A 26,705-nucleotide genomic window follows, 5' to 3' on the forward strand; every position below is an offset into this window, starting at 1 on the left:
CGGTAGCCGCCCGCAACCGGCCGGCGAAGCGCCGTATCGTCACGGCGCCGATCGCAACAGCTCATCGAGAACCGCGGCACCCGGACCGCGGGCACCGTCGGGCCCGTGAGCCGGCACCACGTGCACCCGCCCCTCGGCGCCGGTCCGCAGGACCCCCAGCTCGGCGATGCGGCGCACCACGCGCCCGCCGGCGGAGAGCCGCTCGAGCTGGATGACAACCTGGACCGCGCCGGCCAGCTGGGCGTGGAGCGCGGTGTCGCTCATCCCGCCGAGTGCCGCCAGCGCGGACAGCCGAGCCGGCACGTCGGCCGCGGTGTTGGCGTGCACGGTCCCCGCACCGCCGCGGTGACCCGTGTTGAGGGCGATGAGCAGGTCGACGACCTCGGCGCCACGGACCTCGCCGACGATCAGCCGGTCGGGCCGCATCCGCAGACCCTGCCGGACCAGGTTGCGCAGCTCGATCTCGCCGGCCCCTTCGACGTTGCTGGTGCGGGCGATCAACCGCACGACGTGCGGATGCCGCGGCCGCAGCTCACCCGCGTCCTCCACCGTGATGAGTCGTTCGTCGGCACCGACCTCGCCGAGCAGCGCCGCCAGCAACGTCGTCTTCCCGGTGCCCGTGCCACCGGAAATGAGGACGGCCAGGCGGGCGGCGACCACCCGTCGTAGCAGGTCGCCGACGACCGGCGGGAACGCCCCGCGGCGCCCGAGCTCGGCCAGGTCGAACTCGGCCGGTCGCAGAACCCGCAGAGACAGCGACGTCCCGTCGGCGGCGATCGGTGGCAGCACCGCGTGCAGTCGGGTGCCGTCCACCAGCTGCGCGTCGACGAAGGGACGCGCGTCGTCGAGTCGCCGCCCGGCGGCTGCGGCCAACCGGCGGGCGAGCCGCTGCACCGCCTCGTCGTCGGTGAAGCGGACGCCGGTCGGCTCCCAACCGTGACCGCGGTCGACGCGGACGTCGTCCGGACCGTTGACCACGACATCGGTCGTCGCCGGGTCGGCGAGCAGACCGGCGAGCGGACCGACTCCGACCAGTTCGGCCTGCAGGGCCCGGATGAGCCGCAGCATCTGGGCGTCGCTGACGAGGACGCCGGCCTCGGCCCGCACAGCCGCCGCCACCGCCGCGGCCGACGGTTGGGTTCCGCCACCGTCGTGGTCGGTGAGTCGCTGCTGCACCCGCGCGACCAGGTCGGCCGACACCGCGGGGACCGGCCGGTCGGTGCGTCCCGTCCCGGCGGGCACCGGCCGCGCCGGCGGCGCCGTGGCCGCGAAGGGGCTCACGGACGCAGCTCCGAACCGGCGACGGCCGACAGCACCGCCAGTGCCGCCCGGCCCAACGGGGTACGCGGATCCTCCCCCGGGGCGTGACCCAGCTCGACGTCACGGGACAGATGCGGCTGCGGGCGCATCTGGGCGATCAACGGCAGCTCCAGCGACCGCGCGAGATCGTCGGCACCGATCCCGCCCACCGACGGACCCCGGACGACGAGACCGGCCCGGGCACCGGCCGCATCGATCCGGTCGACCACCCGGCGCGCGGCGTAACAGGCGAGGACGTCGGCGGTCGCCACCACGACCACCAGGTCGGAGTTCTCCAGGGCGACGTCACCCAACGGGTCGGGGACGCGCGGGACGTCCAGAACAGCCACCTCGCCGGCCCGTCGGCAGGCGTCGAGGACCACGGTCAGAGTCTCCGGAGTGGGCGGTGCCCCACCGTGGTCGTCGCTGCCGAACGACAGCACCGAGAGCCGCCCGTGATGTGCGTCGGAACGGCGGGTGCGCGAGGGTCGGCCAATGCGTGGCCCGGTGACGGAGGGCAGCGATTCGTGGAGGGCCTCCGCGGGCACCCGACCGACCGGGGTCGCGAGGTCGGGCCACCGCAGACCCGGGTCGGTCTCCAGCCCCAGCAGGACGTCCAACCCGGCGCCCCACGGGTCGCAGTCGGCCAGCACGACGCCGACGCCGGCCCGGACGCCGGCGACCGCCACCGCACTGGCGAGAACGGACGCCCCCGCCCCGCCCCGGGCGCCGATGACCGACACCACGCGGCCGCCACCCGGCCCCCGGTGCAGGGTGTCGGCCAGGACCGCCACCAACAGGTCCTCCGCCTGGGGCAGCAGCACGGTGCGCTCCACGCCGAGGAGCACACAGTGCTCCCACACGTTGCCGTCCGGTTCGGTGGCCGACACGACGATGACCCCGGACCGCCGGGGCAACTGGGCGAGGACTGCGCCCCGCACCTGCCGCGCGTCCAGCAGCACCAGCGGTGCCGAGCGCCAGAAGGCCCGGGACTCCGCCGTCCGGGCGTGGGTGATGTCCACGCCGGCAGCCGCGGCGATCCGCAGCAGGTCGTCCAACAGGTCCTCGTCGTCGGTGACGACCAACGGCCGCGCTTCCATCTGTGTCCCTCCACCCGGTCGACCTGGTGACGACCGGTCGGAGCAGCACAGCGGAGGCACGGCCGGGCGGTCCACCGCGGAAGGCGACCGGCGTGGACAACCGGTCTCGCGACCGGTGCTGTGGACGCCTGCGCGAGGAAGCGCCCCGACGGTCGGCGGGTCGCCTCACAGGCGGCCACCGGCCAGGTCTGTGGACAACCGTGCGGCGGCTCGGCTGCGGTAGGGCACAGTGCAAGTCGCGCAGGAGCAACGGCGACACCGCTTCGAAAGGAAGGGAAGCCGAAAGCAAGCGCACGACATCCCATGGACGGGGATGCGATCGTGGACCGAAAGGGCCGGAAGTCAAGGGCGCCCCCCGCCAGGGGGGGTAGGCGGGGGGCGCGGGGTCCGACTCAGGGGGGTGAGCCAGACCGGGTGGTCGGTTTCGGGGGGGTGAAAACCGACAGGTGCGAGCCTAGCGCGTCATCTTCAGCGCGTCACGCCTCTCGTCCGTATGTCACTCTAATACCGCTTTCGGCCCAGCGATCGGGGCGGCCGTAACAGTACGAAGTAAACGACTCACCCACTCGGATGACCTTCTTGCCCACGCTGCACATCGGGCGTACTACTGACTCACGAACTCGTGGTCGGCTCGGTCGTCGGTGGAAGAGAAACCGGCGACTCCCCGGCTCCGGCTTCGCACGCAGACCCCCGGCACCCACTCACCGCACCAACCGCGGAGGTACGTCGTGCGGGCGCACCGCGACACTCGCGGTCCCCATTTTCCGACGAACAGTGGTGAGCACTGGTAACCAGGCAGCCTGCGTCCGACGGCGCCCTCACTTCGGCGAGGGCGCCGTCACCGTGTCCGGCCCCGACTCGACGTCACCGCACGACGAACTCCTCAGCCCCGCTGGGTCTCGGCGATCGACCGCCCCTCCCGTGCGCCGGCCACCAACGCCTCGCAGGTGAAGACGAGCCAGGCGTCCAAGGCTCCGGGGGCCCGGTGACGGTAGCCGTCGAGCAGTTCCTCGTAGCGGGCACCGCTGCGCAGGTAGGCCACCTCCGGCACGCCGAGGGCGTGCGGATCCAGCCAGCTGTGCACCATGGCCAGTCGGGCGGCCGCCCGGGCGACCACGCCGTTGGCCTCGCCGAACGGGCGGATCGCGGCGATCTCGGCATGCACCACGGACACCAGGACCGGCGCCGGCCAGCCGGAGCCCGCCACCATTGCCGCCACCCCGGCCAGCCGCGCCGCGACCTCCGGATCGGACACCGGCCGGCCGAGCGCCGCGGGGTCGGCGAGGTCGGCGGCGGCCAGGGTGTGCAGCCGGGCCAGCGCCTGCAACGGGGCCCGCCCGAACACCGGGGCGAGCGCCCCGACCGCCGCCGAGCAGCGGATGGCCCCGGCCAGCACCGGGTCGGCGACGGCCGTCCCCTCGGAGTCCAGCGCGGGGTCACCGCCGTCCATGGCCGCCGACGCGCGCGCCGCCCGGATGCCCGCCGCCGCGGCCGAGGTCGGCCATCCCCGGCGGTTGGTGGGGTGCAGTGCCAGGGCCGAGAGCGCGTCGCGGGCCTCTTCGACGGCGGCGGCGACACCCGGTCCGGCGGTGAGATCGGGCCAGAGGGAGGTCACCGGACGACCGTACTGGCCCGTTCCGACGCCGGCGGCACGCCGGGCACCCCCCGACCGGCGCACCCCGGCGGGACGCGACCGCCGCGCGCCCAGGCTCGGCCTTCACCGGCTCGCCACGAACCGGTTCCGACCGGCACCCTCCGAACGCGGGAGTGCGGGCGGGTCCACCCGTCCATCGACGGACCGCGTGGCGGTCCGTCGGTGGCCCCGGTTAGGTTGACAGCGCACCGGCCGAGCGACGCCCCCACGGGCTCGGCGACACCGCACCACCTGTACCCGCTGACACCGTCGTCGAGAGGCTGTTCCCGTGTCCGAGGCACCGAAGTCCGAGGTTCCCACCCAGACCCACACCCTGGACAACCTGCTGGCGGAGGACCGGACGTTCCCGCCCAGCGCCGAGTTCGCCGCACAGGCGAACCTGGGCGAGGAGGCCTACGCGCGAGCGGCCGCCGACCCCGACGCGTTCTGGACGGAGCAGGCCCGGCGGTTGACCTGGTCCACCCCCTTCACCGAGGTGCTGGACTGGTCCGACGCCCCGCACGCCAGGTGGTTCGCCGACGGGCAGCTCAACGTCGCCTACAACTGCGTGGACCGGCACGTCGAGGCCGGCAACGGCGACCGGGTCGCCATCCACTGGGAGGGCGAGCCCGGCGACACCCGCACCATCACCTACGCCGACCTGCAGCGCGAGGTCAGCAAGACGGCCAACGCGCTGGCCGGGATGGGCCTCACCACCGGGGACCGCGTCGCGATCTACCTGCCGATGATCCCCGAGGCCGTGTTCTCCATGCTCGCCTGCGCACGCCTGGGCCTGACCCACACGGTCATCTTCGGCGGGTTCTCGGCCGAGGCGATCCGCTCCCGCGTAGCCGACAGCGAGGCGAAGCTGGTCATCACCGCCGACGGCCAGTACCGCCGCGGCACGCCGGTGTCTCTGAAAGAGGCTGTCGACAACGCCGTCGGCACGGACGACTCGCCCGTCCAAAACGTGCTGGTGGTCCGCCGCACCGGGATCGACATCACCTGGACCGACAAGGACCTGTGGTGGCACGAGGTGGTCGACACCCAGGCCGACACCCACGAAGCCCAGCCGTTCCCGGCCGAGCAGACGCTCTTCCTGCTCTACACCTCCGGCACCACGGGTAAGCCCAAGGGCATCCTGCACACCTCCGGCGGCTACCTGACGATGGCGGCCTACACCCATCATGCGGTGTTCGACCTCAAGCCCGAGACCGACGTCTACTGGTGCACCGCCGACATCGGCTGGGTGACCGGGCACTCCTACATCGTCTACGGGCCGCTGGCCAACGGCGCCACCCAGGTCATCTACGAAGGCACCCCGAACACCCCGCACGAGGGCCGGCACTGGGAGATCGTCGACAAGTACGGCGTGACCATCTACTACACGGCCCCCACACTGATCCGCACCTTCATGCGCTGGGGTGCCGACATCCCGGCGCGGTACTCGCTCGAGTCGTTGCGGGTACTGGGGTCGGTCGGCGAACCCATCAACCCCGAGGCGTGGATGTGGTACCGGCTGAACGTCGGGCACGACCGCACCCCGATCGTCGACACCTGGTGGCAGACCGAGACCGGCGCGATCATGATCTCGCCGCTACCCGGGGTGACCGCCGCGAAGCCGGGCTCGGCGATGGGCCCGCTGCCCGGGATCAGCGCCAAGGTCGTGAACGACGAAGGCGTCCCCGTCGGCAACGGCGAGGGCGGCTACCTCGTCGTGGACCGCCCGTGGCCATCGATGCTGCGCACCATCTGGGGCGACGACCAGCGGTTCAAGGACACGTACTGGTCGCGGTTCGCCGCGCAGGGCTACTACTTCGCCGGCGACGGCGCCAAGTACGACGACGACGGCGCGCTCTGGGTGCTGGGTCGCGTGGACGACGTGATGAACGTGTCCGGGCACCGCATCTCGACCACCGAGGTCGAGTCCGCGCTGGTGTCGCATCCGTCGGTGGCCGAATCCGCGGTGGTCGGCGCGACCGACGCCATGACGGGTCAGGGCATCGTGGCCTTCGTCATCCTCCGCGGCATACCGGTACCCGAGCGGGAGTCCGACGAGGAGAAGTCGCTGATCACCGCGCTGCGCAACCACGTCGCGACCCAGATCGGGCCGATCGCCAAACCCCGGCAGATCCTGCTGGTGCCGGAGCTGCCCAAGACCCGCTCCGGCAAGATCATGCGGCGATTGCTCCGCGACGTGGCCGAGGGCCGCGAACTCGGGGACGTCACCACGCTGCAGGACTCCGCCATCATGGGCCTGATCAACAGCGGGCTGGCCAAGCCGTCGTCCTGATCCGGGACGGGGTGCGGCGGCAGGCGGTCGCGCCGCGCGCGGACGGTCACGCCGCACGCGGGCGGTCCGTCGCGCCGCGCCGCGCGGGGGGACAGTCACACCGGGCGGCGGGGGGGACCTACACACCGTTCGCGTCGCGGACGGTCACACCGCTCGCGTCGCGGATGGGTGAACGTGGGTATACCTGAGCGCGACCGCGGGTTGCCTCCGTCGACGACGGCGGACCACCGTCGTCGGGCGGGTTCGACACCACGGACGTGCCGCCGCCATCCGCCCGGGTGACGCAGGGAACGGCCGGTCGACCGGCCCACCACGCGAAGCCCACCGGGTGGACGTGGCACGATGAGCGGGCCGCGAGGCCGGTTCGAGTTTCGGACGACCCCGCGCCGACGCAGCGCCCGCACCACCGCACCACCTCATGCAGCCGCACAGCAGTCCGCAAGCCCCCGGGCTTCGACGTCAGGAGATCGCCGTGACCTACCCAGGGAGCAACCCCGGCCAAGCCCGCGGCACCGGCTACGTCCGGCCGTCGATCCCGCTCACCCCGGAGCAGGACGTGGACCGCTCGGAGTCCATCGGCACGCTGGTCAAGGACGCCACCGCACAGGTGTCGACCCTCGTCCGCGCCGAGATCGAGCTGGCCAAGCTGGAGATCGTGTCGTCGGCGAAGCAGGGCGCCGTCGGGGCCGTGTTCTTCGTCGTCGCCGGCGTCATCGGGCTGTTCTCGCTGTTCTTCTTCTGGTTCATGGTCGGCGAGATCCTCGACCTGTGGCTGCCGCGGTCGCTGTCGTTCGCGATCGTCTTCATCGTGATGGTGATCCTGGCCGGCCTGTTCGTGCTGATCGGATTGCGCAAGGTCAAGAAGATCCGCAAGCCCGAAAAGACCATCCAGTCGCTGCAGGACACCGCGACCACGCTGAAGAGGGCCGCGTCCCACCCGGACGTCCCCACCAAGGCGTGACACCGGCGGTGCCCGCTCCCGGTCCGCGGTGAGCGCACCTCAGCGCTCCGTCGCCGCGCCCGACCCGTCCGCCGTCCGCTACCCCGGACCCTGGCGGCACATCGACGTCAGTGCCAACGGGGTCCGATTCCACGCGGCCGAGGCCGGCTCGGGCCCGCTCGTCGTTTTCCTGCACGGCTTCGGGCAGTTCTGGTGGTCGTGGCGGCACCAGTTGGAGCACCTCCCCCAGCTGGGCTACCGCGCGGTCGCGGTCGACGTGCGGGGATACGGCGACTCGGACAAGCCGCCCCGCGGCTACGACGCCTTCACGCTGGCCGGCGACACCTCCGGCCTGATCCGTGCCCTCGGTGAACCCAGTGCCGTCGTCGTCGGCACCGGGTTGGGTGGTCTCACCGCCTTCAACACCGCCGCGGTCCGCCCGCAGCAGGTCCGGGCCGTCGTGGCGGTCAATGCCGCCCATCCGATGTCGCTGGCCCGGATGCGCCGGTCGCGCCGCGCCGGCGGCTACCGCCGCCTGCTGGCCCGGGCGCGCTGGCCGTGGTGGCCGGAGCGCCGGCTGGCCGCCGGGAACGGCGCCGGCCTCGAACGGGTCGTGCGGCAGGGGGCGGGCCGGGCGTGGCTCGCCTCGGCCGACTACGACGACACCATCGGCCGGATGCGCGACGCGATCACCATCCCCGGGGTCAGCCATGCCGCCCTCGAACACCTCCGATGGATCGCCCGGTCACCGTGGCGTTCCGACGGCCTGCGCCACCGGGAGGCCCTCCTGCGGCACCCGGTCACCGCCCCGGTGCTGCACATCGGCGGTGAGGGCGATCGGGTGATCCCGCTGGCCATGCTGTCGGAAGCGGCGCAGTACTGCTCGGGTGGGTACCTGCGGCACGTCATCAGCGGTGTCGGGCACTACGCCGCCGAGGAGTCCCCGGCCCGGGTGACCGAGCTGGTGGCCGACTTCCTGCAGGGCCTCGACCAGCACTGACCCGGCGGCCCGCGAGCCCCACCGTCCCCTGGCGGACGCGGCACCGACAGCTCGCTCCCACGACCCGCCGCAGCCGGCCCGTCCCAGCACGCCGTCAGTCCAGTGCGCAGGCGCCTGTCGCGGCTTCCGTCGTGTCGGTCAGTCCGGCGGCGACGGTGTCCGCCACCTCGGCCGCGGTGAGCGCGAACCCGGTCTCGGCGTCGTCGATCGCGGCGCCGAAGACGACCCCGATGACCTCCCCGTCGGCATCGAGGACCGGGCCGCCGGAGTTGCCGGGCTGCACGAGCGCGCGCAGCAGGTACACCTCGCGACGCACCGTAGTGCTCTGGTAGATGTCCGGTCCGGTCAGCTCGGTGACCGACCGGACCCGGCCGGCGCTGACCGTGAACGGCCCACCGAGCGGGTACCCGAGCACGATCGCGTCCGACTGGGGCGCCGCCGCCCGGGCGTCGAAGACCAGCGCCGGGAGGTTCAGCCCCGGCACGTACAGCACCGCGGTGTCCTGCTCGGAGTCGTAGGCCACCACGGTGGCCGGCTCCAGCGTCCCGCCGACCTCCACCCCGACCGTCGAGGCACCTCCGACCACGTGCGCGTTGGTGAGGACGTGATCGGGCCCGATGACGAATCCGGTGCCGCTGGATCCCTGGCCGCACGACTGGGACACGGCCCGCACCTTCAGCACCGATGGAGCGGCCGCCGCGACCACCGGGTCGGCGACCAGCGCGTCGTCGGGAGCGGGCACGTCCACGATGGGTGTCGCCCCCAGTGGACCCAGGATGTCCGGGAATCCCGTGGAATTGAGCAGTGCCCGCAGCTGATCGGTGATGCCCTGGGATCCGTCGGGGGCGACCCGGTCGACGGCGCCCAGCACGGTGGAGTTGCGGATCGCCGAGCTGAGCCACGGCACCGGTGCGGACGCCAGCGGCAGCGCCACGATCCAAGCCAGCGCGAGCACGGCGACGGCCTGGCCGGCCATCCCGAGGGTGCGGTCGACGGCCTTCGCCGGGGTCCAGGTGATCTGCTCCGACAACGTGCGGCCGGCCCAGCCGCCGATGAACTCCCCGATCAGCACCCCGACGACGAGGATGGCCATCGACGCGGCCGTCCGGGCCAGCCCGGAGTCGAGGTCGCGCACGACCACCGGCGCCAACGCCAGGGCACCGAGTGCGCAGGCCACCGCGCCCAGCAGCGAGTAGGCGGCGGCCAGCAGGCCCTGACGGAAGCCCGCGACCCCGCCGGCGACGACGATCAGGACGAGGATGACGTCGAAGAAGGTCATCGACGGCTCAGGTCGATGGTCCGGGTGTGAGGGAACTCCCACGGCACCGTCCAGCCGCCCAGGTCCAGCAGGGCGTCGACGATGGCGGCGGTGAATCCCCAGACCAGCATCCCGGCGACGTCGAAGGCCGGGCCGACGAAGGTGCCCCAGGAGCCCCGGACCCGGTTCGCCGGGTCGGCGAGTTCGGCGATCGGCACCCGGGCCACCAGCGCCGTTTCGGCCGGATCGACCGGCGCGACCGGCCCGGGGGTGTGCCAGTAGGCCAGCACCGGATGGACGATGAACTCCGAACGCGGCAGGTACAACCTCGGCATCAGCACCAACGGGGTGACCGACGCCGGGTCCAGGCCGGTCTCCTCGTGCCCCTCGCGCAGGGCGGCCGCGACCGCGTCCTCGCCGACGTCGATGGCGCCGCCCGGGAACGCGGGCTGCCCCGCGTGGGTGCGCAGGGTCGCCGCGCGCTGGGTGAGGAGGATGTCCGGACCCGAACTCCCGGTGGTGCCTTCGGACAGCAGCATCAGGACCGCGGACTGACGGTTGCCGCCCTGCTGGTGCCGGGCGCCGCGGTCCAGCATGCCGGGCAGCTGGCCGCCGAGGCTGCGGCGGATCATCGGCCGCAGCCAGTGCGGCACCTCGTCGTCGCCCACCAGCGGGACGGCGGCCGGGTCGAGGAGGGCGTCCGGCGGCTCCACCGCCACCTCGGGCTCGGGGGACGCGACCGGTGCCTGCGCCGCAGCCGTACCGGCATCTGTTGCCGCGCCGGAGCCGGCAGTCGGGCCCGCCTCCCGCGGCTGCGCCGCGGCAACACCCGGGACCAGCGGATCCCCGGCGGGCACCGTCATCGATTCACCGCCGCTCCGGCCGCCGCCGGCCGAGCCGCAGCCCTCGAGGCGACCGTCGGACGAGCCGTTGCTGGCCGAGCCGCAGCCATCGAGGCCCCCGCCGGCCGGGCCGCCGTCATGAGGGCCACCATCGCCCGAGCCGGCGCCATCCGGTCCGCCACCATCCGTGCCGCCGCTGGCCGAGCCGCCGCCATCCGGGCCGCCGTCATGAGGGCCGGCGCCATCGGCCGAGCCCCCGCCACCGAGGCCGCCGTCATCGGGCCGTGGTCACGCCCGCGCCGCCGCGGGCGCCGGAGTGGGTTCCCCGCCAAGTCCGGCGAGGGCCAGCAGGTGCTCGCGTTCGGGACCCACGACGAGCTTCGCGGCGACCTCCGGGTCGGTCGGCCCGGTGCCGTACGACGGGCACAGCGGAGCCAGGAAGCACGCTCCGCAGGCCGGCTTCTTGGCCGCGCACACCCGACGTCCGTGGAAGATCACCCGGTGCGAGAACATCGTCCACTCGGCGGGCGGGATCATCGCGCCGACGGCGTGCTCGACCTTGACCGGATCCTCCTCCGTGGTCAGTCCCCACCGCCGGACGAGCCGGCCGAAATGGGTGTCCACGGTGATGCCGGGAACGCCGAAGGCGTTGCCGAGGACGACGTTGGCGGTCTTGCGGCCGAAACCGGGCAGCGTGACCAGCTCCGCCAGGGTGCCGGGCAGCTCGCCGTCGAACCGCTCGAGCACCGCCTGCCCGAGTCCGATCAGCGACGCCGCCTTGTTGCGGAAGAACCCCGTCGGCATGATCAGCGCCTCGAGCTCGGCGCGGTCGGCGGCGGCGTAGGCCGCGGCGTCGGGATACCGCGCGAACACCGCGGGCGTCACCTGGTTGACCCGCGCATCGGTGCACTGGGCGCTCAGGATCGTCGCCACGGCGAGTTCCAACGGGGTGGTGAAGTCGAGTTCACAGTGGGCCCCGGGGTAGCCGACGGTCAGCTCGGCGTTGAGCCGACGGGCCCGGCGGGTGCGCGCGAGCGGGGTGGCCGGCGGCTTCGGGGCCCGGACCCGGACGGCCGGGGCGGGTGCGGGAACGGACACCTCAACACTGTGTCACACGGCACCGACAGCCGGCCGGGGCGAGCGGTGGCCGATCGACCGGGGTGGCGGCGGTGCGATCGGCCGCGGTCCGGGGGAAGATGGGAGGCACTATGGCCGTCTTCCTGGTGTTGCTCTTCCCGCTGCTGCTGCTGGTCTTCGCCGTGCTCATGGAGCGCGTCGAGGCCCGGTTGAAGCACGTGTCGGTGACCGAGAACGAGGTCGAGGAGTTCCTCGATCAGGCGCGTCCGGACGAGGTGAACACCTTCATCCGCGAGGGCATCGGACGGGCGTTGTACCTGTTCCGGCTACGTCGCCGGCCCCGCCGGTCGCGCCGCGCGAAGAGCGGCGACGCACCCCGCGGCTGACCGCCGCGCCCCCGGCGAACGGGTCCTGGTAGCACCAAGCCCGGTGATGACCCCTAGACTGCCTTCTGCTGAGGTGATTCAGGTCATAGGGCAGGGCAGGAGGACTGGTGGAAGACACGCTGGCGAAGGCCGGGATTTTTCAGGGTGTGGACCCGGACGCCGCGATGGCGTTGGGTTCCCAACTGGAGACGGTCGAGTACCCCAGGGGTAGCGCGATCTTCTCCGAGGGCGAACTCGGGGACCGCCTCTACGTCATCCTGTCCGGGAAGGTGAAGCTCGGTCGGCACTCCGCCGACGGACGCGAGAACCTGCTGGCCGTGATGGGCCCGTCGGACATGTTCGGCGAGCTGAGCGTCTTCGACCCGGGCCCGCGCACCTCGTCGGCCACCGCGGTCACCGACGTGACGCTGGCGACGATGGAGCGCAACTCCATGCTGCAGTGGATCCGGCTGCGCCCCGAGATCGCCGAGCAGTTGCTGCGGGTGCTCGCCCGCAGGCTGCGCCGGACGAACAACTCGCTCGCCGACCTGATCTTCACCGACGTCCCCGGCCGGGTGGCCAAGGCGCTGCTGCAGCTGGCCCGCCAGTTCGGGTCGCAGGAGGGCAACACCACCCGCGTCACGCACGACCTGACGCAGGAGGAGCTCGCCCAGTTGGTCGGAGCCTCCCGCGAGACGGTCAACAAGGCACTCGCCGACTTCGGTCAGCGTGGCTGGCTGCGCCTCGAGGGCAAGAGCGTGATCATCCTGGACGCCGACCGGCTGGCCCGTCGCTCCCGCTGAACGCACCGCACACCGCTGAACGCACCACCACACCGCCTCCGGTCCGCCGGGGGCGGTGTCGTGTGTCCGGGGTCAGCGACGGCGCCAGCGGCTGACCGTCACCGCCAGCGTCGCGACGGTGACGTCGGGTCCGGCGGCCAGTGTCCGGTCCAGCGACTCCCGGTCGACGTGTCGCGCCGACGGCCCCATCAGCACCAGCCGCCGCAGATCGTCCCGGTCCAGCCGTAGCGGCGACCGGACGTCGGTGCTCCCGTCGGCGACGAACTCCCCGGCCAGCGACGCGGCGAGTTTCGCGTCCTTGCCGGCGTCCACCGTGAGCATCCCGAGCGGACCGATCAGCTCGGCCAGGTGCGCGGGCGCTGGGGTTACCACGATCAGCCGCCCGTCCGGCCGCAGCACCCGGGACAGCTCGGCGGCGTCCCGCGGCGCGAAGATGCTGAGGGCGACGTCGACGGCCCCGTCGGCGACCGGCAGCCGCGACCAGGCGTCGGCGACGACGGACCCGATCGCCGGTGACGCCGACGCCGCCCGCCGTGCCGCGCGCACCGAGGCGTCCAGGGCGATCCCGACGGCTCCCGGCCGCGCCGCGAGCACCGCGGCGAGGTACCAGCCGGTGCCCGCCCCGACCTCCAGCAGCACCTGTGCGTCCGCCGGGCAGAGCGCGGTCACCGCGTCGGCGGTCGGCCGGTAGTGCCCGGCGGCGAGGAACGCGTCCCGGGCGGTGACCATCTCGGCGCTGTCGCCGGTGTCGGTGCGCGACCGACGGCCGAGCAGCGACACGTAGCCCTGCCGGGCGAGGTCGAAGCGGTGACCCTGCGGGCAGCCGAGAGTGCCGTCGGTGCGGGTCAGCGGGCCGTCGCAGTGCGGGCAGGCCAGAGCGGGCAGGACGGGGTCGATCACCGGGACCGCAGGTACTCCAGCTGCGCGGCGACCGACCTCTCGGCGGCTGGCCGGACGCTGTCGTCGATGTCGGTGTAGACCGCGTCGGTCACCGCGACCACGTCGTCGCCGACCGCGGCCACCGCCGCCTCGACCGCGGCCAACCGGGCCAGCCGGTGTTCGCGGTACCGCCCCACGACGGCTGCGAGGTCGGGCAGCACCGGGCCGTGTGCGGGTAGCACCGTCGCCGGCCCCAACGCGGCGAGCCGCTCCAACGACGCCAGGTAGTCGCCGAGCCGACCGTCCGGATGGGCGAGGATCGTCGTCCCGCGGCCCAGGATGGTGTCGCCGGTGAGCACCGACCCGGTGGGCCGGCCGTCGGGCGCGACGTCGTCACGGAGCAGGAAACAGACCGAGTCGGCGGTGTGGCCGGGGGTGGCCAGCACCTGCACGTGCACGCCGGCCGCCTCGATGACCTCGCCGTCGGTCAGCGACGCACCACCGACGCAGAAGGCGGGGTCCAGCGCCCGCACCGGCGCCCCGGTGAGGGCGGCGAACCGCTCGCTCGCCGCGGTGTGGTCGAGGTGGTGGTGGGTGATGAGCACGAGCTCGACGGGCCGGGCGGCGAGGTCGGCGAGGTGTGTCTCGTCCAGCGGACCCGGGTCGACGACGATCACGGACGCGGATCCGGGGCCGGACAGCACGTAGGAGTTGGTGCCGTCCAGGGTCATGGGACCGGCGTTGGGAGCCAACCGGGAGCCGGTCAGCGCGGTACGGGGCCGCACCCCGGAGGCGTCGTTCACGCCGACCACCGTAAGCCCCGGCCGGCGGGGCAGACTGCGGGGATGCGCACACCCGTCGAGGTCGCCGACGGTGTCCACGTCGCCACCTCGGTGCTGGACATGACCACCAGCACGGTGCTGGTGCACGGGGACGAGGCGCTGCTCGTCGACCCGTCGTGGACGCCGGACGAGCTGGCCGGGCTGGCCGACTGGCTGGATCACCGCGGTCTGACGGTGGTCGGCGGGTTCGCCACCCACGCCCACCACGACCATGTGCTCTGGCATCCCCGGTTCGGGCACGCTCCCCGGTGGGCGTCGGCGGTGACCGCCCGGCGCGCCGCCGAGAGCCGACAGCATCTGGTCAGTGCGCTGGGCGACTGGCCCGCCGACCTCACACCGCTGGTCGGGCGGCTCACCGCCGCCGAGGGTCTGCCCTGGCCGGAGCCGGTCGAACCGGTGGTGCACGACGCGCACACCCCCGGCCACACCGCGCTCTGGCTGCCCGGACCGCGGGTGCTCATCGCCGGCGACATGCTCAGCGACGTCGAGCCGCCGCTACCGGAGGAGACCGGACCGTCCGAGTACGTCGAGGGTTTGGAGACGCTGCGCCCCTACGCCGAGCGGGCGGCACTCGTGATCCCCGGGCACGGACACCCGGGGACCGACGTCGTCGCCCGGTGGCGACGCGACCTTGCCGAGGTCAGCGGACCTCGATGACCGCCTCCACCTCGACGGGCGAGTTCAGCGGCAGCTCGGACACACCGACGGCGGAGCGGGCGTGCCGGCCGTCCTCGCCGAGCACCTCGGCGAACAGGTCCGACGCGCCGTTGATGACACCCGGTTGACCGTTGAAGCCCGGGGCCGACGCCACGAAGCCGACGACCTTGATGATCCGGACGACGTTGTCGATGCCGACCGCGTCGTGCGCGGCGGCCAGCACGTTGAGCGCGCACTGCCGGGCCAGCCGGTTGGCGTCGGCCGGGTCGACCTCGGCGCCGACCTTGCCGGTGGCCGGCAGCGCACCGTCCACGAACGGCAGTTGACCCGCGGTGTAGACCAGGTTGCCGGTACGCGACCAGGGCAGGTACGAGCCGGCGGCCGCGGGCAGCGCGGGCAGCACGATACCCAGCTCGGCCAACTTCGCCGACGCGGTCACAGCTTCTCGCGCTTCAGGTAGGCGACCAGCTGCTCCGGGTTCGGGCCGGGGATGACCGAGACGAGCTCCCAGCCGTCCTCCCCCCAGGTGTCCAGGATCTGCTTGGTGACGTGACTGATCAGCGGGATGGTGGCGTATTCCCAGCTACGACGGGCGGGGGTGGGCTGTGTCATGCCCTGACCCTATCGGCCCGGTGCGCGGACGGCCGGGACACCGTCGGCGGGCGCGCACCGCCCCGGGACCGGCACAATCACCGGTCATGGAGTGGTGGCGATGGGCGGCGGCGGCCGGGGCGACGGTGTTGATCCTGCTGCTGCTGGCCCTGCGGTTCGACACGCTCAAGGACCGCCGCGGCGGCAGTGCCGGCACCGCCGCCCGCCGGCTGGCGCCGTGGCTGCTGCTGGTGCCGGTGGTGGTGCTGGCCGCCTTCGTCGGTCCCTGGTGGCTGGCCGCGGTCGTCGTCGCGCTGCCGGCCGTCACGCTGCTGGCCATGGCCGCCGTCGACTGAACCGCGCGCTCCGCCGCCCGGCGGGTGCGCCCACTACGCTGACCGGCATGGCCGCGACCGCTGAGCTCTGGCCGGACGCGGCCCGTCGAGCCCGTCTGCACATCGTCTCCGGCAAGGGCGGCACCGGGAAGACCACCGTCGCCGCCGCGCTGGCCATCGCGCTCGCCGCGGGCGGCAAGCGGGTGCTGCTGGTGGAGGTCGAGGAACGCCAGGCCATCGCCCGGTTGTTCGACCTGCCGCCGCTGCCCTACGAGGAGCGCAAGATCGCGGTGGCCGCCGAGGGCGGCGAGGTCCGTGCGCTGGCCATCGACGTGGAGGCCGCGTTGATGGAGTACTTCGCGATGTTCTACAACCTCGGCTTCGCCGGCCGGTCGCTGAAGAAGATGGGTGCCGTCGAGTTCGCGACCACCCTCGCCCCGGGGCTGCGGGACGTGCTGCTGACCGGCAAGACCAAGGAGTGCGTCACCCGCACCGAGCGCGACGGCTCCTGCGTCTACGACGCCGTGGTGATGGATGCCCCGCCGACGGGCCGGGTGGTGTCGTTCCTCAACGTCACGGTCGCGATGGCCGACCTCGCCCGCAAGGGCCCGATCCGCAACCAGGCCGACGGGGTCGTGGAGCTGCTGCACTCCCCCGACACGATGGTCCACCTGGTGACGTTGCTGCAGGACATGCCGGTCACCGAGACGATCGAGGCCGTCGCGGGCCTCGGGGAGGTCGGGCTGCAGGTCGGCACGCTGATCGTGAACGCCGCGACCGGCGCGCACCTGGCCGACGCGGCGCTGCTGCCCGCGGCGGAGGGCCGGCTCGACCCCGAGCGGCTCGCCGCCGGGCTGCACAGCGGCGGCATCACCGCCACCCCCGCCCTCGTCGACGGGCTGATCGAGGAGGCCACCCTGCACGCCACCAAGGTCGTCGCCGAACGCGAGTGCGCCGAGACCGTCGCCGCCCAGGGGCTGCCGGTGATCACGCTGCCGTTCCTGGCCGACGGTGCCGACCTGGGCGGGCTGTACGAGCTGGCCGACCACCTGCACGCGCAGGGCGTCCGATGACCCGGTTGGATCTCGACGAGCTGATCGGGGACCCGGCGACCAGGATCATCGTGACCTGCGGCTCGGGTGGGGTGGGCAAGACCACGACCGCCGCGTCGATCGCCCTGCGCGCCGCCGACCGGGGGCGGACCACCGCGGTGCTGACCATCGACCCGGCGAAGCGGCTGGCCCAGTCGCTGGGCCTGGACGAGCTCGACAACACCCCACGGCGGGTGGAGACGGGCAGTGCGGGCGAGCTCTGGGCGATGATGCTCGACACCCGGCGGACCTTCGACGACATGGTGTCGGCGCACTCGACGCCGCAGCGGGCGGAGCAGATCTTCGCCAATCCCTTCTACCAGACCATCTCCAGCTCCTTCAGCGGGACGCAGGAGTACATGGCGATGGAGAAGCTGGGCCGACTGGCCGCCACCGGGCAGTGGGATCTGATCGTGGTGGACACCCCGCCGAGCCGGTCGGCACTGGACTTCCTGGACGCGCCGCAGCGGCTCTCGTCGTTCCTGGACGGGCGCACCATCAAGCTGCTGACCAGTCCCGGGCGCGGCGTCATCAAGGTCGTGGGCGTCGGGTTCAACCTGTTCGCCAAGGCCGTGAGCACGGTCATCGGCGGACAGATGCTCACCGACGCCGCGAAGTTCGTGGCGTTGTTCGAGGACATGTTCGGCGGCTTCCGGGCCCGTGCCGAATCGACGTACGAGCTGCTCCGGGACGAGGGGACCACGTTCCTCGTGGTGGCCACCCCGGAGTCGGACGCGTTGCGTGAAGCGTCTTACTTCGCCGATCGGCTGGGCGCCGAAGACATGCCGTTGGCCGGCATCGTGCTCAACCGCACGCACCCGCCGTTCGCGGAACTGTCGGGGCAGCAGGCCGAGGCCGCCGCGGAGAAGCTCGACGGCGTCGCCCCGCTGACCTCGGCGGTGCTGCGGCTGCACGCCGAGCGGATGACCGTGCACGGCAACGAGACCCGGATGACGGCGCGTTTCGTGCGGGCGCATCCGGGGCTCCCGAGCGTGTCGGTGCCCGCGACGGCCACCGACGTCCACGACCTGGACGCGCTGCGGGCGATCGGCGATCGGCTCGCCGCCGGCTGAAACCCCCTCAGCCGGCGGCGGCCGCCGGGGTCAGCTGGCGGCGGCCTCGACCGCGCCGGGGCGGGAGTTCTCGAGCAGCTCGCGCCAGTTGGTGACGTCGGGGCGGTTGCGCAGCAGCATCCGGCGCTGGCGCTCGGTCAGGCCGCCCCACACGCCGAACTCGACGCGGTTGTCCAGCGCGTCGGACAGGCACTGGAGGCGGACCGGGCAGCCGTTGCAGACCTTCGCCGCGACGCGCTGCGCGGCGCCGGTCACGAACAGTTCGTCGGGGTCGCGCCCCACACAGCGACCCATCGTCGCCCACTCGCGCGACTCCTCGGAGTCGCGGATCTCGGTGTTGACCAGTGCCCGCTCACGCATGGCCCCCGTCTGCAGCATTGTCACCGTCATGGTGTCCCCCTCCAGCTACCGCATCGTCATCTTCGTGTGCGATGCCCCGACGCGTCCGGTTGACCGGCTCGCCCGATCGGGCATCACCAGGCCCGTTCTGAGCCCGACGCGAGTGAGACGTCGCCTCCCCGTCAGGGGTTCCGCGGTTTTTCCGAGTTTCTTTGTCACAGTTCGGTAACAGTGGTCGGGACACCCTCCGTGACCGTCCGGGAGCGGGGCGAGCGTGCATGGGAGGTGCCTGTGGGCGGCGCCACCTCGGTCGTCGGTCCCGGCATCGGAGCAGGTCGGCCCCGTACCCTGATGACCGTGCGTGTCAAAGACAATCTCGGCCGGATGGCCGCCGGAACCTTCATCGCCGGCTTTCTCGTCGCCGTCCTGATGCTGCCGTTCGCGGCCGCCATCGGTTACGGCGGCACCGAGGTGGCGTCGGCGGTCAAGCAGTCCGACGACGTCGACCTCAACCTGCCCGCGGACCAGACGACGACGGTGACCGACAACGCGGGCACCCCGATCGCCTATCTGTACGCGCAGAACCGCACCTGGGTGCCGCTGTCGCAGATGTCGAAGTACCTGACCAACGGGGTGGTCGCGATCGAGGACCGCCGGTTCTACCAGCACCGCGGCGTCGACTGGCGCGGCACCGCCCGGGCCGCCCTCGGCGTCATCCAGGGGTCGGAGGGCACCGGCGGCGGGTCGACGATCACCCAGCAGTACGTGAAGAACTACCTGTTCCTGGTGGTGGCCAAGACCGACGCCGAGAAGGCCGCGGCGATCGAGGTGACCCCGATCCGCAAGCTCCGCGAGGCGCGGATGGCGCTGAACCTCGAGCAGACCCGCAGCAAGAACGAGATCCTCGAGGCGTACCTGAACACGGTGGCGTTCGCGCCGTCGGTCTACGGGGCGCAGGCCGCCGCACAGTATTTCTTCAGCAAGAACGCCGCCGACCTCGACCTCAACGAGGCGACCGTGCTCGCCGGCATGGTCAACAACCCGAACAAGTTCAACCCGTTCACCGAGGCCGGCCCGCCCCGCGTGCTCGAGCGCCGCGACCTGGTGCTCAACGCGATGGCCCGCGACGGCTACATCTCGCAGGACGTGGCCACCGAGACCAAGGCGCTGCCGCTGACCGCGACCCGCAACGTCAAGACCAACGGCTGCATCCAGGCGGCCAACTCCGACACGAACGGCTACTTCTGCCAGTACGTGCTGGACTACCTGGAGAACCTGCCCGACGGCGGCGGCTTCAGCTACGAGCAGCTGTCGGCCGGTGGGTACACGATCCGCACCACGCTGGACCCGACGGTCATGCAGCGTGCGGTCGAGTCGGTGAGGTCCAACGTCGACCCGGCACCGCAGGAGTCGGCGCGGATCGCGGACGTGATGGCCGTCGTCGAGCCGTCGACCAACCCGAACGCGACCGGCCGGCCCGTGCTGGCGCTGGCGGTGAACCGGCCCTACGGCCTGTTGACCGATCAGGGTCAGACGACACTGCGACTGGCGACCACCTTCGCGCCGCTCGGCGCCGGGTCGACGTTCAAGATGTTCACCGCGGCGGCGGCGATGGAGAAGAGCCTCGGCACCGACTCGGTGATCGACTCGCCCGCCCGGTACAGCTCGCCGCTGACGCCCACGTCGGTCGTCGAGAACGCCAACGAGAACTACCCCACCACGATGACGCTGGAGCGGGCCCTGGCCACCTCACCGAACACCGCGTTCGTCGCGTTGGAGGACCAGGTCGGGTTGACCGAGGTGGCGCAGATGGCGGTCAAGCTGGGGCTGCGCGGCTACAACCTGCCCGCCGGTGAGGTGGAACGCGGCTTCGCCAGCCTCGCCGGCAGCTACGCCGACCAGGTCGTGCAGCAGAAGATCACCTCCTTCACCCTCGGGGTGACTCCGGTGAGCCCGCTGGAGCTGGCCAACACCGGCGCCACGATCGCCTCCAACGGCATGTGGTGCCCGCCGACGCCGGTGGCCGCCATCACCGACCGCAACGGCGACCCGGTGCAGTGGAACCAGATCCCCTGCGACCAGGCGGTCGACGCCAAGCTCGCGTCGACGCTGGCGCAGGCGATGGAGCCCGACATCCTGGCCGACTACGGCACCGCACACGGCTCGCTCGAGGCGGCGGGCTGGGGCAACCGCCCGGCGGCCGGCAAGACCGGCACCACCCAGGACTACAAGTCGTCGGCGTTCCTCGGGTTCACTCCGTACTACGCCGGCGCGACGTTGGTCTTCGACTTCGACAACGGCCCGCAGCCCATCTGCCGGACGCCCACCGTGCGCACGTGCACCGCCGAGGAGGCCCAGGGCGGCGCCGGGATGGGTGGTGGCTCGGTCCCCGCGAAGACCTGGGCCGACACCATGGTCAAGCTGCACGAGGGCAAGGAGCCGCTGGACTTCCCGCCGGCGACGCTGCAGTACCAGAAGGGCACCGGCAGCGCGTCGGTGACCAAGGTCGTCGGTCAGCAGTTGGAAGACGCACGGTCGGCGTTGACGGCGGCCGGCTACACCGTGCCCGACGACTACGTGACCGAGGAGCAGAATTCGGCCGCCGCGGGCACCGTGCTCCGTCAGTCACCGACCTCGGCGGCCATCCCCGGGGCTGCGGTCAGCCTCGTCGTCTCGTCCGGTCCCGCCGGATGACCCGCTCCCTGAGAGCCCGCGCCGCCACCGTCGCGGGCGGTCTGGCCGGTACCGGGGCCGCTGTGGCGTCGTACGCGCTGCTCGTCGAGCCGCGGTGGTTCGCGCTGCGGCGCATCGAGGTGCCGGTGCTGCGTCCGGGCTCGCTGCCCATCCGGCTGCTGCACCTGTCGGACCTGCACCTGATGCCCGACGACGACCGCAAGGTGGCGTGGGTGAGCGGGTTGACCGCGCTGCACCCGGACGTCGTGGTCAACACCGGCGACACGTTGTCGAACAAGCGCTCGGTGCCGACCGCGGTGGCCGCACTGGGCAACCTGCTGGAGCTGCCGGGGGCGTTCGTATTCGGCAACAACGACTTCGTCGAGCCGGTGCGCAAGAGCCCGCACCGCTACTTCGTGAAGAAGGGCCCGCGGATCCCGGGGGTTCCGCTGCCGTGGCGGGATCTGCGGGCGGCGCAGGCCGAGCGCGGCTGGCTGGACCTGACGAACCGGCAGGGCACAGTGACCGTGCGCGGGCAGCGGATCGCCTTCGCCGGGGTCGACGATCCGCACACCGAGCGCGACGACTACGACCAGATCGCCGGGCCCGCCGACACCGACGCGGTGGTCCGGATCGGGGTGCTGCACTCCCCCGAGCCGCGGGTGCTGGACCGCTTCGCCGGCGACGGCTACGACCTGCTGCTGGCGGGGCACACCCACGGCGGTCAGGTGCGACTGCCGATCGTGGGGGCGCTGACCACCAACAGCGGGCTCGACCGGAGCCGCGCCCGCGGACTGTCGCGGTGGGGTGCGTCGAGCCGGCTGCACGTCTCCGCGGGGATCGGCGGCAACCCCTTCCTGCCCGCGCGGTTCTGCTGCCGGCCGGAGGCAACGCTGCTGACCCTGGTGCCGCCCGGGGACAACTGAGCTCAGGACCGGAAACTGGTCAGGAGCACCGGCCCGGATCGGCTAGTCTGGTTCAGGCATCACGGGGTGTGGCGCAGCTTGGTAGCGCGCTTCGTTCGGGACGAAGAGGTCGCAGGTTCAAATCCTGTCACCCCGACCATGTTTTCCCAGGTTAGAGCACATGCTCTGACCTCACGCGGTGGGAGTCTCGACCCCCGTGGACACAATCTGGACACACTCTGCTCGCCAGACGACGTCCAACCTCTCAGCGACAGCGTCTAAATCGTCGGGGAACAGATCTGCGTAGGTGTCCAGCGTCATCGCCGCCGAGGCGTGGCCGAGCATCGTCTGGACGCTCTTCACGTTGGCGCCGGCCGAGATGGCCAGCGAAGCCGCTGTGTGCCGTAGATCGTGCGGTGTAACCGTCGGGAAGTCCGGGTCGTCGACCTGGCATCGGGCGACAGCTCGCGCGAAGACCCGGGTGCGGAAGGTCGACACCCGGAACCAGTCACCCTCGGGGCTGGTGAACACCAGGTCGTCCCGTCCCTTGCCGACCATCAGGGCGGCGAGCTCGCCCGCCAGCGCTGACGGGAACGGCACCGTGCGCTTCTCGTGGGTCTTCGGACTCGAGACGACCGACTTTCCTTTGACCTCCGCCATGGCCTCGGTGATGGTCACCCGCCGGCGCAGCATGTCGGACGAACCCACCCGCAGGGCAGCCAGCTCGCCCCACCGCAGGCCGGTCAGGGCCAGTAACCGGACGGCGGCCCGGTCGTTGTCCCGGTGTGCGCCGACCTCGTCGGAGAGTCGCTGCACCTGGCCGACGGTGAGATAGCCCCGACGCTCCTGCTGCCGCCGTGGAGCCTTGATCCCGGCCGCCGGGTTGATGGCGAGCGCCCGGTCCTCCACCGCGGTTTCCAAGGTGTTCCGCAACACCAGGAGGGCCGCCTCGATCGACGCGGCACCGACGCCCTCGGCGACCATGCCGGCCACCCAGGAGCGCACTGCGTTCGGTCGAACGTCGGCGGCGGTCACATGAGCCCACCGAGGGCCTACACGGTGCGCCCAGGCGCTCTCCCGGGCAGCTCGAGTCGTCGACTTGATGCGGACAGAGTCCGCGAGCCAGCGGGCAGCCAAGTCACCGACGGTGATGCGGCCGGCGGACGGCGCGACGTACTCACCCCGGTTCTCGCCACCTCGACCTGGGCCGCGAATCGCTTGGCGTCGCGGACGGTCATGAAGCCCCGCTTTGAGGTGGTCTTGCCGTCGACACGCAGACGCACGCGGTACCGCTTGCTCCCCGTCAGCGGCGGTATACGGCTCGATGGTGGCCAACTCGTGCCTCCTTAATCCAGGGGGATGGTCAGCAACTCAGGTGAAGCGGAGACCGACCAGACAGCAAGGTCACAACCCTGTCACCAAGGTCGATTCGCACCCAGGCGGCAATCCGTTCCCCGTTCCCGACACAGGGACCTAGGAGCAGGGAACACCTGAGGGCGACGCTCAGGTCACCGGGCCTAGTCACGCCCAACAGTTCCAGATCCTTGTTCCGTGATCGTCAGCCCAGCGCTGCATTGCAGCAACAAAAAGAAATTTGTGGAGCTCGGCACAATTGAGCGCTGCGCGCGCTGCCTTCTCAAGCGCATCTTTGCCCGCAGTGGCTCTCAGCTTTCGGGCCGAAGCAGCTAGTATTGAGTACAGATCATGGCCGCAATGAGCAAGTGCAATATCCGAATTCGACCTAATTTCAAGCCAAATCGCGTCACGAAGCTCTTCTACAGTTCGCGACGGTCTCGGCTCCGTTCTTGATATTGCAACTGAACAGAGCTTCTCCGTGTCAATTTGGAAGTCTGAGGTTAGGACGGCATCCATCGGGAAACCGCCAAGATTGAGATGCAACGCGGTAGTCAATGATACGATCCGCAATGCCGATAGGGGCTGCAGCCGTTCTCCCATAACGACGGGGAGCGCGACTACGCCAGCTGGTGCCAACTGATGCACGAGTCCCCTTGGTAGATGAGAGTGAACAACCCGACCGAGGATATCCGCCGAAAAAAATAGAGTCGCGTCCAGATCGTAGAAATCCGTAACAAACAAGTCGTCACCACCCTCAGACGCTGGCGCACCAAGGTCGCGATCTACGAGAAATACCACTCGCTCAATCTGACATGATCGAATTAGATCCCTAACCTTAAGGACAGTCTGCTTTCCGCCAGCCGGGAGAGAATAGGTGCACTCGCTGTCGATATGCGAATCGAGCGCCTGACAATCTGACTCACCCTCTACGAACAAAATTGTCCGATCGTCCGCAGTTCGCATCATCAGGACCTCAGCTAAATGCTCGTCCGGGCTCAGTGAGACTGTCACTTGGTCTCCAAGTTCGTACCAGCTAGACCACTAAGACTGACAGATTTTCTCCACCACTTATTCATAATCTGTGGCGAGTGCGTCGCCACGATGAACCGAGCCGAGGTTACTCGTGCAATCTGCAATAAATCATCCATGAACTTTTGCTGCCAGCTTATATGTAGGGAAATTTCCGGCTCGTCTATTAGGACGAGCGCGCCGGGCTGCACGTTAAAGATCAGTCCGAAGAAAATCACCATCTCGTGCTGCTCACCTGAGGATAGGCTTGCGAGTGCGATACTACGGCCATCACTTGTCGCAACTCGAAACCCGCGTCCTCGATCGATAACGAGCTCCTTACCTAGGAAGCGCGCGTTAATCAGATCGCGGAATAGTTCCACACGCTGCGAAATCTCATCGAATGTTGCCAATTTTTGGGCGGCATCGTCGAGGTAAAGCCAGAGAACGCGCCGTTCCCAGACTGCTAGCTCCCGATCTGGCAGAGTTACATCAAATGTGACAGCTTCAAGCACGTCAATCCGCGATAGCCGCCTTCTAAGCTCGGTTTGCTCTGCATAACGTGCGCGAATTTGATCGTCGTCGTGAGGTGTGAAGGCCTCACCACCTTCCATCAACAGTCGACCCGGGAAGGTACGATCTAGCGCCTGCGTTGTTCGCGAGTTCTCAGCCTGCGCTGCCTTTAGCGCAATGCTCAACTGTTCGGCAAAGTTCTCGACCGTCACCGCGGGTTTGACCTCACGTGGGGAACGGTAGTCTGCCCGGGCGCGCGGATCGGTGCGATCGTGCCTGTCAAGCTGCAAGAGCCGTTGCGTCTCGATAAGGCGAACGTCAAATGAAGCTAGGAATTCGCTGATTCTAGTTGGGGCCTGGGTGCGACCGATGAGTTCACGCAGGCGCCGACTAGACGCGATCTCGTCGGGGTAGGCGTTGAGAACGTCATTTAGGGTGAGCCCGCCATCCGTGCTGCTGTGAATATCTCGCCACTCATTTACCCCCGTGCGAACAAGTTGCGGGATCTCGTTCTCAAGGAACCGCGCTAGGTCTTCGAAACCTGGCACCCGGGGGCGCCAGTGTAATGCTTCGCTGTCCGGCTGAATTAACGTAATGGCGAGCGGAAGCCCCAAGCTGCGACTAGAGCCGGTCCTTTCTAAATCCGCGTTGTCGACAGCATCCGACCTATCAATATCGATATAGGTTCCATCGTCGAACTCGATCTGAGCAGCAACGAAGGGTGTAGATGCGACTTTCGCCCAGTCTTGGTCCGCAATCGCCTTTATGAGCTCAAGCAACCTAGTCTTGCCCACTCCATTGGGCCCATGAATGATCACAAACTCGTCAGTTGCCGGAAATTGAATATAGTGATGATGCGACCACAACAGGCCATGTACTTCGATTCCAACGAGATGCGGCATCGAACCTCCAATGGTAAGTATAATTTGTGGGTGCTGGTCTAGGATACAGGCACCTGCCAGAGCCAAGAAGCTTAGGGTCTGTCTATAGTTATTACCTTCGGAACAAAGCCTCACGTTCGAAAAAATTGTGGCCTCTGTCTGCTATTTTCGGAAGTCGTCTAAACACTGCCGCCGGTAATCAACTCCCGCGCTTTGGTAGCATCAGGTCGACGAAGTCAAAAATATTATCGGAGGCTCTGCGGGCGGCTTCGAGGGTCACTTGCAACTCAAGCCGCACCTCGTCTAGGCCGGAATTATTAGCTACCCTGGCAATTTGGTTAACGTTGTTTGCAACGTTCGCTACTAGGCGGCGAAGAGCAAGCATTTGAGGAACTCGTTGCGCTCAGTTCTTGTTCAAGGCCGCCACCGCCTGCCTCGACTGCAGCGGCGCACTCCAGCAAGTACCGCTGGACGCTGATGCCCTGTGTGGCCGCACGGAGAGCTAGGGCGCTGCGTTCCTGGTCGGTGAGTCTGATGAGCACGCCGGCCGGCCTGCGGCCGGCTGCAGATCTGTCGCGGCGCGCTGGCACGGCGGGGCCTGACTCGTTGCTGTCCGTCACTGTTCCGCTCCTGAGTCGGAGCGATCGGCCGTCTGCTTTTCCTTCTCGGTGATGCTGTTCTGCCTAGCGCAGCGACCCGGTGACGGGGCCGTGGCCACACTCAAGGTGTGGCCGCGGGGCGCGGCGAAGCCGCGACCTGCGGGCCTGGGATATCCCCAGGCTATAGCTTGCTCCGCAGTGGTCACCCGTGGGTCACAGGTCGCGCGGCGCTGCTGGTCGGTTCCCGAAAATCCTGGAGAAGGAAAATCTAACCGCTCCCGCGGGCTGCCGGCGCAGGGCGCGGCTTGTGCGCTTCGTGCGACCGCAGAGAACTGTTCCGGGAGCGTTCCCGG

26 protein-coding genes and 1 tRNA gene are annotated in these 26,705 nt (G+C 70.4%); 12 read left to right on the plus strand and 15 right to left on the minus strand.

Going from position 1 to position 26,705, the window contains the following annotated elements:
- Positions 1-39 precede the first annotated feature (39 nt).
- From DB033_RS16010 to DB033_RS16020, 3 genes are all read right to left on the minus strand, one after another.
- Positions 40-1,242 (minus strand): TadA family conjugal transfer-associated ATPase, encoded by a 1,203-nt coding sequence (locus tag DB033_RS16010; RefSeq protein ID WP_170315592.1) that lies wholly within the window; start codon positions 1,240-1,242, stop codon positions 40-42.
- 35 nt (positions 1,243-1,277) lie between these two features.
- Positions 1,278-2,399: a septum site-determining protein Ssd gene (gene ssd / locus DB033_RS16015; protein ID WP_111767897.1), complete on the minus strand. Its 1,122-nt coding sequence runs from the start codon at positions 2,397-2,399 to the stop codon at positions 1,278-1,280.
- A gap of 883 nt (positions 2,400-3,282) precedes the next feature.
- Positions 3,283-4,014 (minus strand): Fic family protein, encoded by a 732-nt coding sequence (locus DB033_RS16020; protein ID WP_111767898.1) that lies wholly within the window; start codon positions 4,012-4,014, stop codon positions 3,283-3,285.
- A gap of 307 nt (positions 4,015-4,321) precedes the next feature.
- Between DB033_RS16020 and acs the strand changes: the two genes are divergently transcribed.
- From acs to DB033_RS16035, 3 genes are all read left to right on the plus strand, one after another.
- Positions 4,322-6,325, plus strand: coding sequence for an acetate--CoA ligase (gene acs, locus DB033_RS16025; protein WP_111767899.1), 2,004 nt, complete (start codon positions 4,322-4,324; stop codon positions 6,323-6,325).
- A gap of 472 nt (positions 6,326-6,797) precedes the next feature.
- Positions 6,798-7,286 (plus strand): phage holin family protein, encoded by a 489-nt coding sequence (locus DB033_RS16030; protein WP_240615938.1) that lies wholly within the window; start codon positions 6,798-6,800, stop codon positions 7,284-7,286.
- Between the two features lie 28 nt (positions 7,287-7,314).
- Complete coding sequence (locus DB033_RS16035; RefSeq protein ID WP_111767901.1) at positions 7,315-8,265, plus strand: alpha/beta fold hydrolase; 951 nt, start codon at positions 7,315-7,317, stop codon at positions 8,263-8,265.
- Between the two features lie 94 nt (positions 8,266-8,359).
- Here DB033_RS16035 and DB033_RS16040 read toward each other — a convergent pair whose 3' ends face one another.
- The 3 genes from DB033_RS16040 to nth form a co-directional block, all read right to left on the minus strand.
- Positions 8,360-9,544 (minus strand): MarP family serine protease, encoded by a 1,185-nt coding sequence (locus DB033_RS16040; RefSeq protein ID WP_111767902.1) that lies wholly within the window; start codon positions 9,542-9,544, stop codon positions 8,360-8,362.
- The gene (locus DB033_RS16045) at positions 9,541-10,386 is read right to left on the minus strand and encodes an NUDIX hydrolase (RefSeq protein ID WP_170315571.1); all 846 of its coding nucleotides are present in this window, start codon (positions 10,384-10,386) and stop codon (positions 9,541-9,543) included. The genes DB033_RS16040 and DB033_RS16045 overlap by 4 nt, the downstream gene beginning before the upstream one ends.
- 267 nt (positions 10,387-10,653) lie before the next feature.
- On the minus strand, positions 10,654-11,463 hold the full coding sequence (gene nth / locus DB033_RS16055; protein ID WP_111767903.1) for an endonuclease III: 810 nt from the start codon (positions 11,461-11,463) through the stop codon (positions 10,654-10,656).
- A gap of 110 nt (positions 11,464-11,573) precedes the next feature.
- On the opposite strand from nth, the gene DB033_RS16060 reads away from it, so the two are divergent.
- Together DB033_RS16060 and DB033_RS16065 are read left to right on the plus strand one after the other, a co-directional pair.
- The gene (locus tag DB033_RS16060) at positions 11,574-11,828 is read left to right on the plus strand and encodes a hypothetical protein (protein ID WP_111767904.1); all 255 of its coding nucleotides are present in this window, start codon (positions 11,574-11,576) and stop codon (positions 11,826-11,828) included.
- 164 nt (positions 11,829-11,992) lie between these two features.
- Positions 11,993-12,610 carry a Crp/Fnr family transcriptional regulator gene (locus DB033_RS16065; protein ID WP_420814084.1) on the plus strand — a complete coding sequence of 206 codons (618 nt, stop codon included), beginning with the start codon at positions 11,993-11,995 and terminating at the stop codon, positions 12,608-12,610.
- 72 nt (positions 12,611-12,682) lie between these two features.
- Here DB033_RS16065 and DB033_RS16070 read toward each other — a convergent pair whose 3' ends face one another.
- Together DB033_RS16070 and DB033_RS16075 are read right to left on the minus strand one after the other, a co-directional pair.
- Positions 12,683-13,510 carry a putative RNA methyltransferase gene (locus DB033_RS16070; RefSeq protein ID WP_111767906.1) on the minus strand — a complete coding sequence of 276 codons (828 nt, stop codon included), beginning with the start codon at positions 13,508-13,510 and terminating at the stop codon, positions 12,683-12,685.
- Complete coding sequence (locus DB033_RS16075; RefSeq protein WP_240615939.1) at positions 13,507-14,292, minus strand: MBL fold metallo-hydrolase; 786 nt, start codon at positions 14,290-14,292, stop codon at positions 13,507-13,509. Before DB033_RS16075 ends, DB033_RS16070 begins: the two co-directional genes overlap by 4 nt.
- Positions 14,293-14,334: 42 nt before the next feature.
- Here DB033_RS16075 and DB033_RS16080 point away from each other — a divergent pair, with 42 nt between their 5' ends.
- Positions 14,335-14,988, plus strand: a complete 654-nt coding sequence (locus tag DB033_RS16080) for an MBL fold metallo-hydrolase (RefSeq protein WP_111767907.1) — start codon at positions 14,335-14,337, stop codon at positions 14,986-14,988.
- Here the strand turns inward: DB033_RS16080 and DB033_RS16085 are convergent.
- Together DB033_RS16085 and DB033_RS16090 are read right to left on the minus strand one after the other, a co-directional pair.
- A complete protein-coding gene (locus DB033_RS16085; RefSeq protein ID WP_111767908.1) occupies positions 14,972-15,427 on the minus strand; it encodes a RidA family protein in 456 nt (151 codons plus the stop codon). The two genes, DB033_RS16080 and DB033_RS16085, sit on opposite strands and share 17 nt — an antisense overlap.
- Positions 15,424-15,600, minus strand: a complete 177-nt coding sequence (locus DB033_RS16090; RefSeq protein ID WP_111767909.1) for a Sp36 family protein — start codon at positions 15,598-15,600, stop codon at positions 15,424-15,426. The genes DB033_RS16085 and DB033_RS16090 overlap by 4 nt, the downstream gene beginning before the upstream one ends.
- Before the next feature lie 86 nt (positions 15,601-15,686).
- On the opposite strand from DB033_RS16090, the gene DB033_RS16095 reads away from it, so the two are divergent.
- From DB033_RS16095 to bagB, 3 genes are read left to right on the plus strand one after another with little or no spacing between them, the layout of a single operon-like run.
- Complete coding sequence (locus DB033_RS16095; RefSeq protein WP_111767910.1) at positions 15,687-15,935, plus strand: hypothetical protein; 249 nt, start codon at positions 15,687-15,689, stop codon at positions 15,933-15,935.
- A 47-nt stretch (positions 15,936-15,982) separates the two neighbouring features.
- On the plus strand, positions 15,983-16,987 hold the full coding sequence (gene bagA / locus DB033_RS16100; protein WP_111767911.1) for an ATPase BagA: 1,005 nt from the start codon (positions 15,983-15,985) through the stop codon (positions 16,985-16,987).
- A complete protein-coding gene (gene bagB, locus DB033_RS16105; RefSeq protein ID WP_111767912.1) occupies positions 16,984-18,078 on the plus strand; it encodes an ArsA family ATPase in 1,095 nt (364 codons plus the stop codon). Before bagA ends, bagB begins: the two co-directional genes overlap by 4 nt.
- A gap of 30 nt (positions 18,079-18,108) precedes the next feature.
- Here bagB and DB033_RS16110 read toward each other — a convergent pair whose 3' ends face one another.
- A complete protein-coding gene (locus DB033_RS16110; RefSeq protein ID WP_240615978.1) occupies positions 18,109-18,372 on the minus strand; it encodes a WhiB family transcriptional regulator in 264 nt (87 codons plus the stop codon).
- A 402-nt stretch (positions 18,373-18,774) separates the two neighbouring features.
- Between DB033_RS16110 and DB033_RS16115 the strand changes: the two genes are divergently transcribed.
- From DB033_RS16115 to DB033_RS16125, 3 genes are all read left to right on the plus strand, one after another.
- Complete coding sequence (locus DB033_RS16115) at positions 18,775-21,111, plus strand: transglycosylase domain-containing protein (RefSeq protein ID WP_170315572.1); 2,337 nt, start codon at positions 18,775-18,777, stop codon at positions 21,109-21,111.
- A complete protein-coding gene (locus DB033_RS16120; RefSeq protein ID WP_111767914.1) occupies positions 21,108-22,016 on the plus strand; it encodes a metallophosphoesterase in 909 nt (302 codons plus the stop codon). Before DB033_RS16115 ends, DB033_RS16120 begins: the two co-directional genes overlap by 4 nt.
- A 62-nt stretch (positions 22,017-22,078) precedes the next feature.
- Positions 22,079-22,155: transfer RNA gene (locus tag DB033_RS16125), tRNA-Pro, on the plus strand.
- Positions 22,156-22,187: 32 nt separating this feature from the next.
- Here the strand turns inward: DB033_RS16125 and DB033_RS16130 are convergent.
- From DB033_RS16130 to mobC, 4 genes are all read right to left on the minus strand, one after another.
- Complete coding sequence (locus tag DB033_RS16130) at positions 22,188-23,000, minus strand: tyrosine-type recombinase/integrase (RefSeq protein WP_205843947.1); 813 nt, start codon at positions 22,998-23,000, stop codon at positions 22,188-22,190.
- A 516-nt stretch (positions 23,001-23,516) separates the two neighbouring features.
- Positions 23,517-24,362, minus strand: coding sequence for a DUF4435 domain-containing protein (locus DB033_RS16135; protein WP_111767915.1), 846 nt, complete (start codon positions 24,360-24,362; stop codon positions 23,517-23,519).
- The gene (locus tag DB033_RS16140; RefSeq protein ID WP_111767916.1) at positions 24,359-25,774 is read right to left on the minus strand and encodes an AAA family ATPase; all 1,416 of its coding nucleotides are present in this window, start codon (positions 25,772-25,774) and stop codon (positions 24,359-24,361) included. The genes DB033_RS16135 and DB033_RS16140 overlap by 4 nt, the downstream gene beginning before the upstream one ends.
- A gap of 178 nt (positions 25,775-25,952) precedes the next feature.
- The gene (mobC, locus tag DB033_RS21835; protein ID WP_111767917.1) at positions 25,953-26,138 is read right to left on the minus strand and encodes a plasmid mobilization relaxosome protein MobC; all 186 of its coding nucleotides are present in this window, start codon (positions 26,136-26,138) and stop codon (positions 25,953-25,955) included.
- Positions 26,139-26,705 lie beyond the last annotated feature (567 nt).

Source organism: Nakamurella deserti (assembly GCF_003260015.1).
In the GTDB taxonomy this organism is placed as follows: Bacteria; Actinomycetota; Actinomycetes; order Mycobacteriales; family Nakamurellaceae; genus Nakamurella; species Nakamurella deserti.

Bases quoted from the DNA above. Each gene is read 5' to 3' on its own strand.
- ssd (WP_111767897.1), bottom strand. From the start codon at position 2,399: ATGGAAGCGCGGCCGTTGGTCGTCACCGACGACGAGGACCTGTTGGAC.
- DB033_RS16040 (WP_111767902.1), bottom strand. From the start codon at position 9,544: ATGACCTTCTTCGACGTCATCCTCGTCCTGATCGTCGTCGCCGGCGGG.
- DB033_RS16045 (WP_170315571.1), bottom strand. From the start codon at position 10,386: ATGACGGTGCCCGCCGGGGATCCGCTGGTCCCGGGTGTTGCCGCGGCG.
- DB033_RS16060 (WP_111767904.1), top strand. From the start codon at position 11,574: ATGGCCGTCTTCCTGGTGTTGCTCTTCCCGCTGCTGCTGCTGGTCTTC.
- DB033_RS16065 (WP_420814084.1), top strand. From the start codon at position 11,993: ATGGCGTTGGGTTCCCAACTGGAGACGGTCGAGTACCCCAGGGGTAGC.
- DB033_RS16080 (WP_111767907.1), top strand. From the start codon at position 14,335: ATGCGCACACCCGTCGAGGTCGCCGACGGTGTCCACGTCGCCACCTCG.
- DB033_RS16090 (WP_111767909.1), bottom strand. From the start codon at position 15,600: ATGACACAGCCCACCCCCGCCCGTCGTAGCTGGGAATACGCCACCATC.
- DB033_RS16095 (WP_111767910.1), top strand. From the start codon at position 15,687: ATGGAGTGGTGGCGATGGGCGGCGGCGGCCGGGGCGACGGTGTTGATC.
- bagA (WP_111767911.1), top strand. From the start codon at position 15,983: ATGGCCGCGACCGCTGAGCTCTGGCCGGACGCGGCCCGTCGAGCCCGT.
- bagB (WP_111767912.1), top strand. From the start codon at position 16,984: ATGACCCGGTTGGATCTCGACGAGCTGATCGGGGACCCGGCGACCAGG.
- DB033_RS16110 (WP_240615978.1), bottom strand. From the start codon at position 18,372: ATGGGTCGCTGTGTGGGGCGCGACCCCGACGAACTGTTCGTGACCGGC.
- DB033_RS16120 (WP_111767914.1), top strand. From the start codon at position 21,108: ATGACCCGCTCCCTGAGAGCCCGCGCCGCCACCGTCGCGGGCGGTCTG.
- DB033_RS16140 (WP_111767916.1), bottom strand. From the start codon at position 25,774: ATGCCGCATCTCGTTGGAATCGAAGTACATGGCCTGTTGTGGTCGCAT.
- mobC (WP_111767917.1), bottom strand. From the start codon at position 26,138: ATGCTTGCTCTTCGCCGCCTAGTAGCGAACGTTGCAAACAACGTTAAC.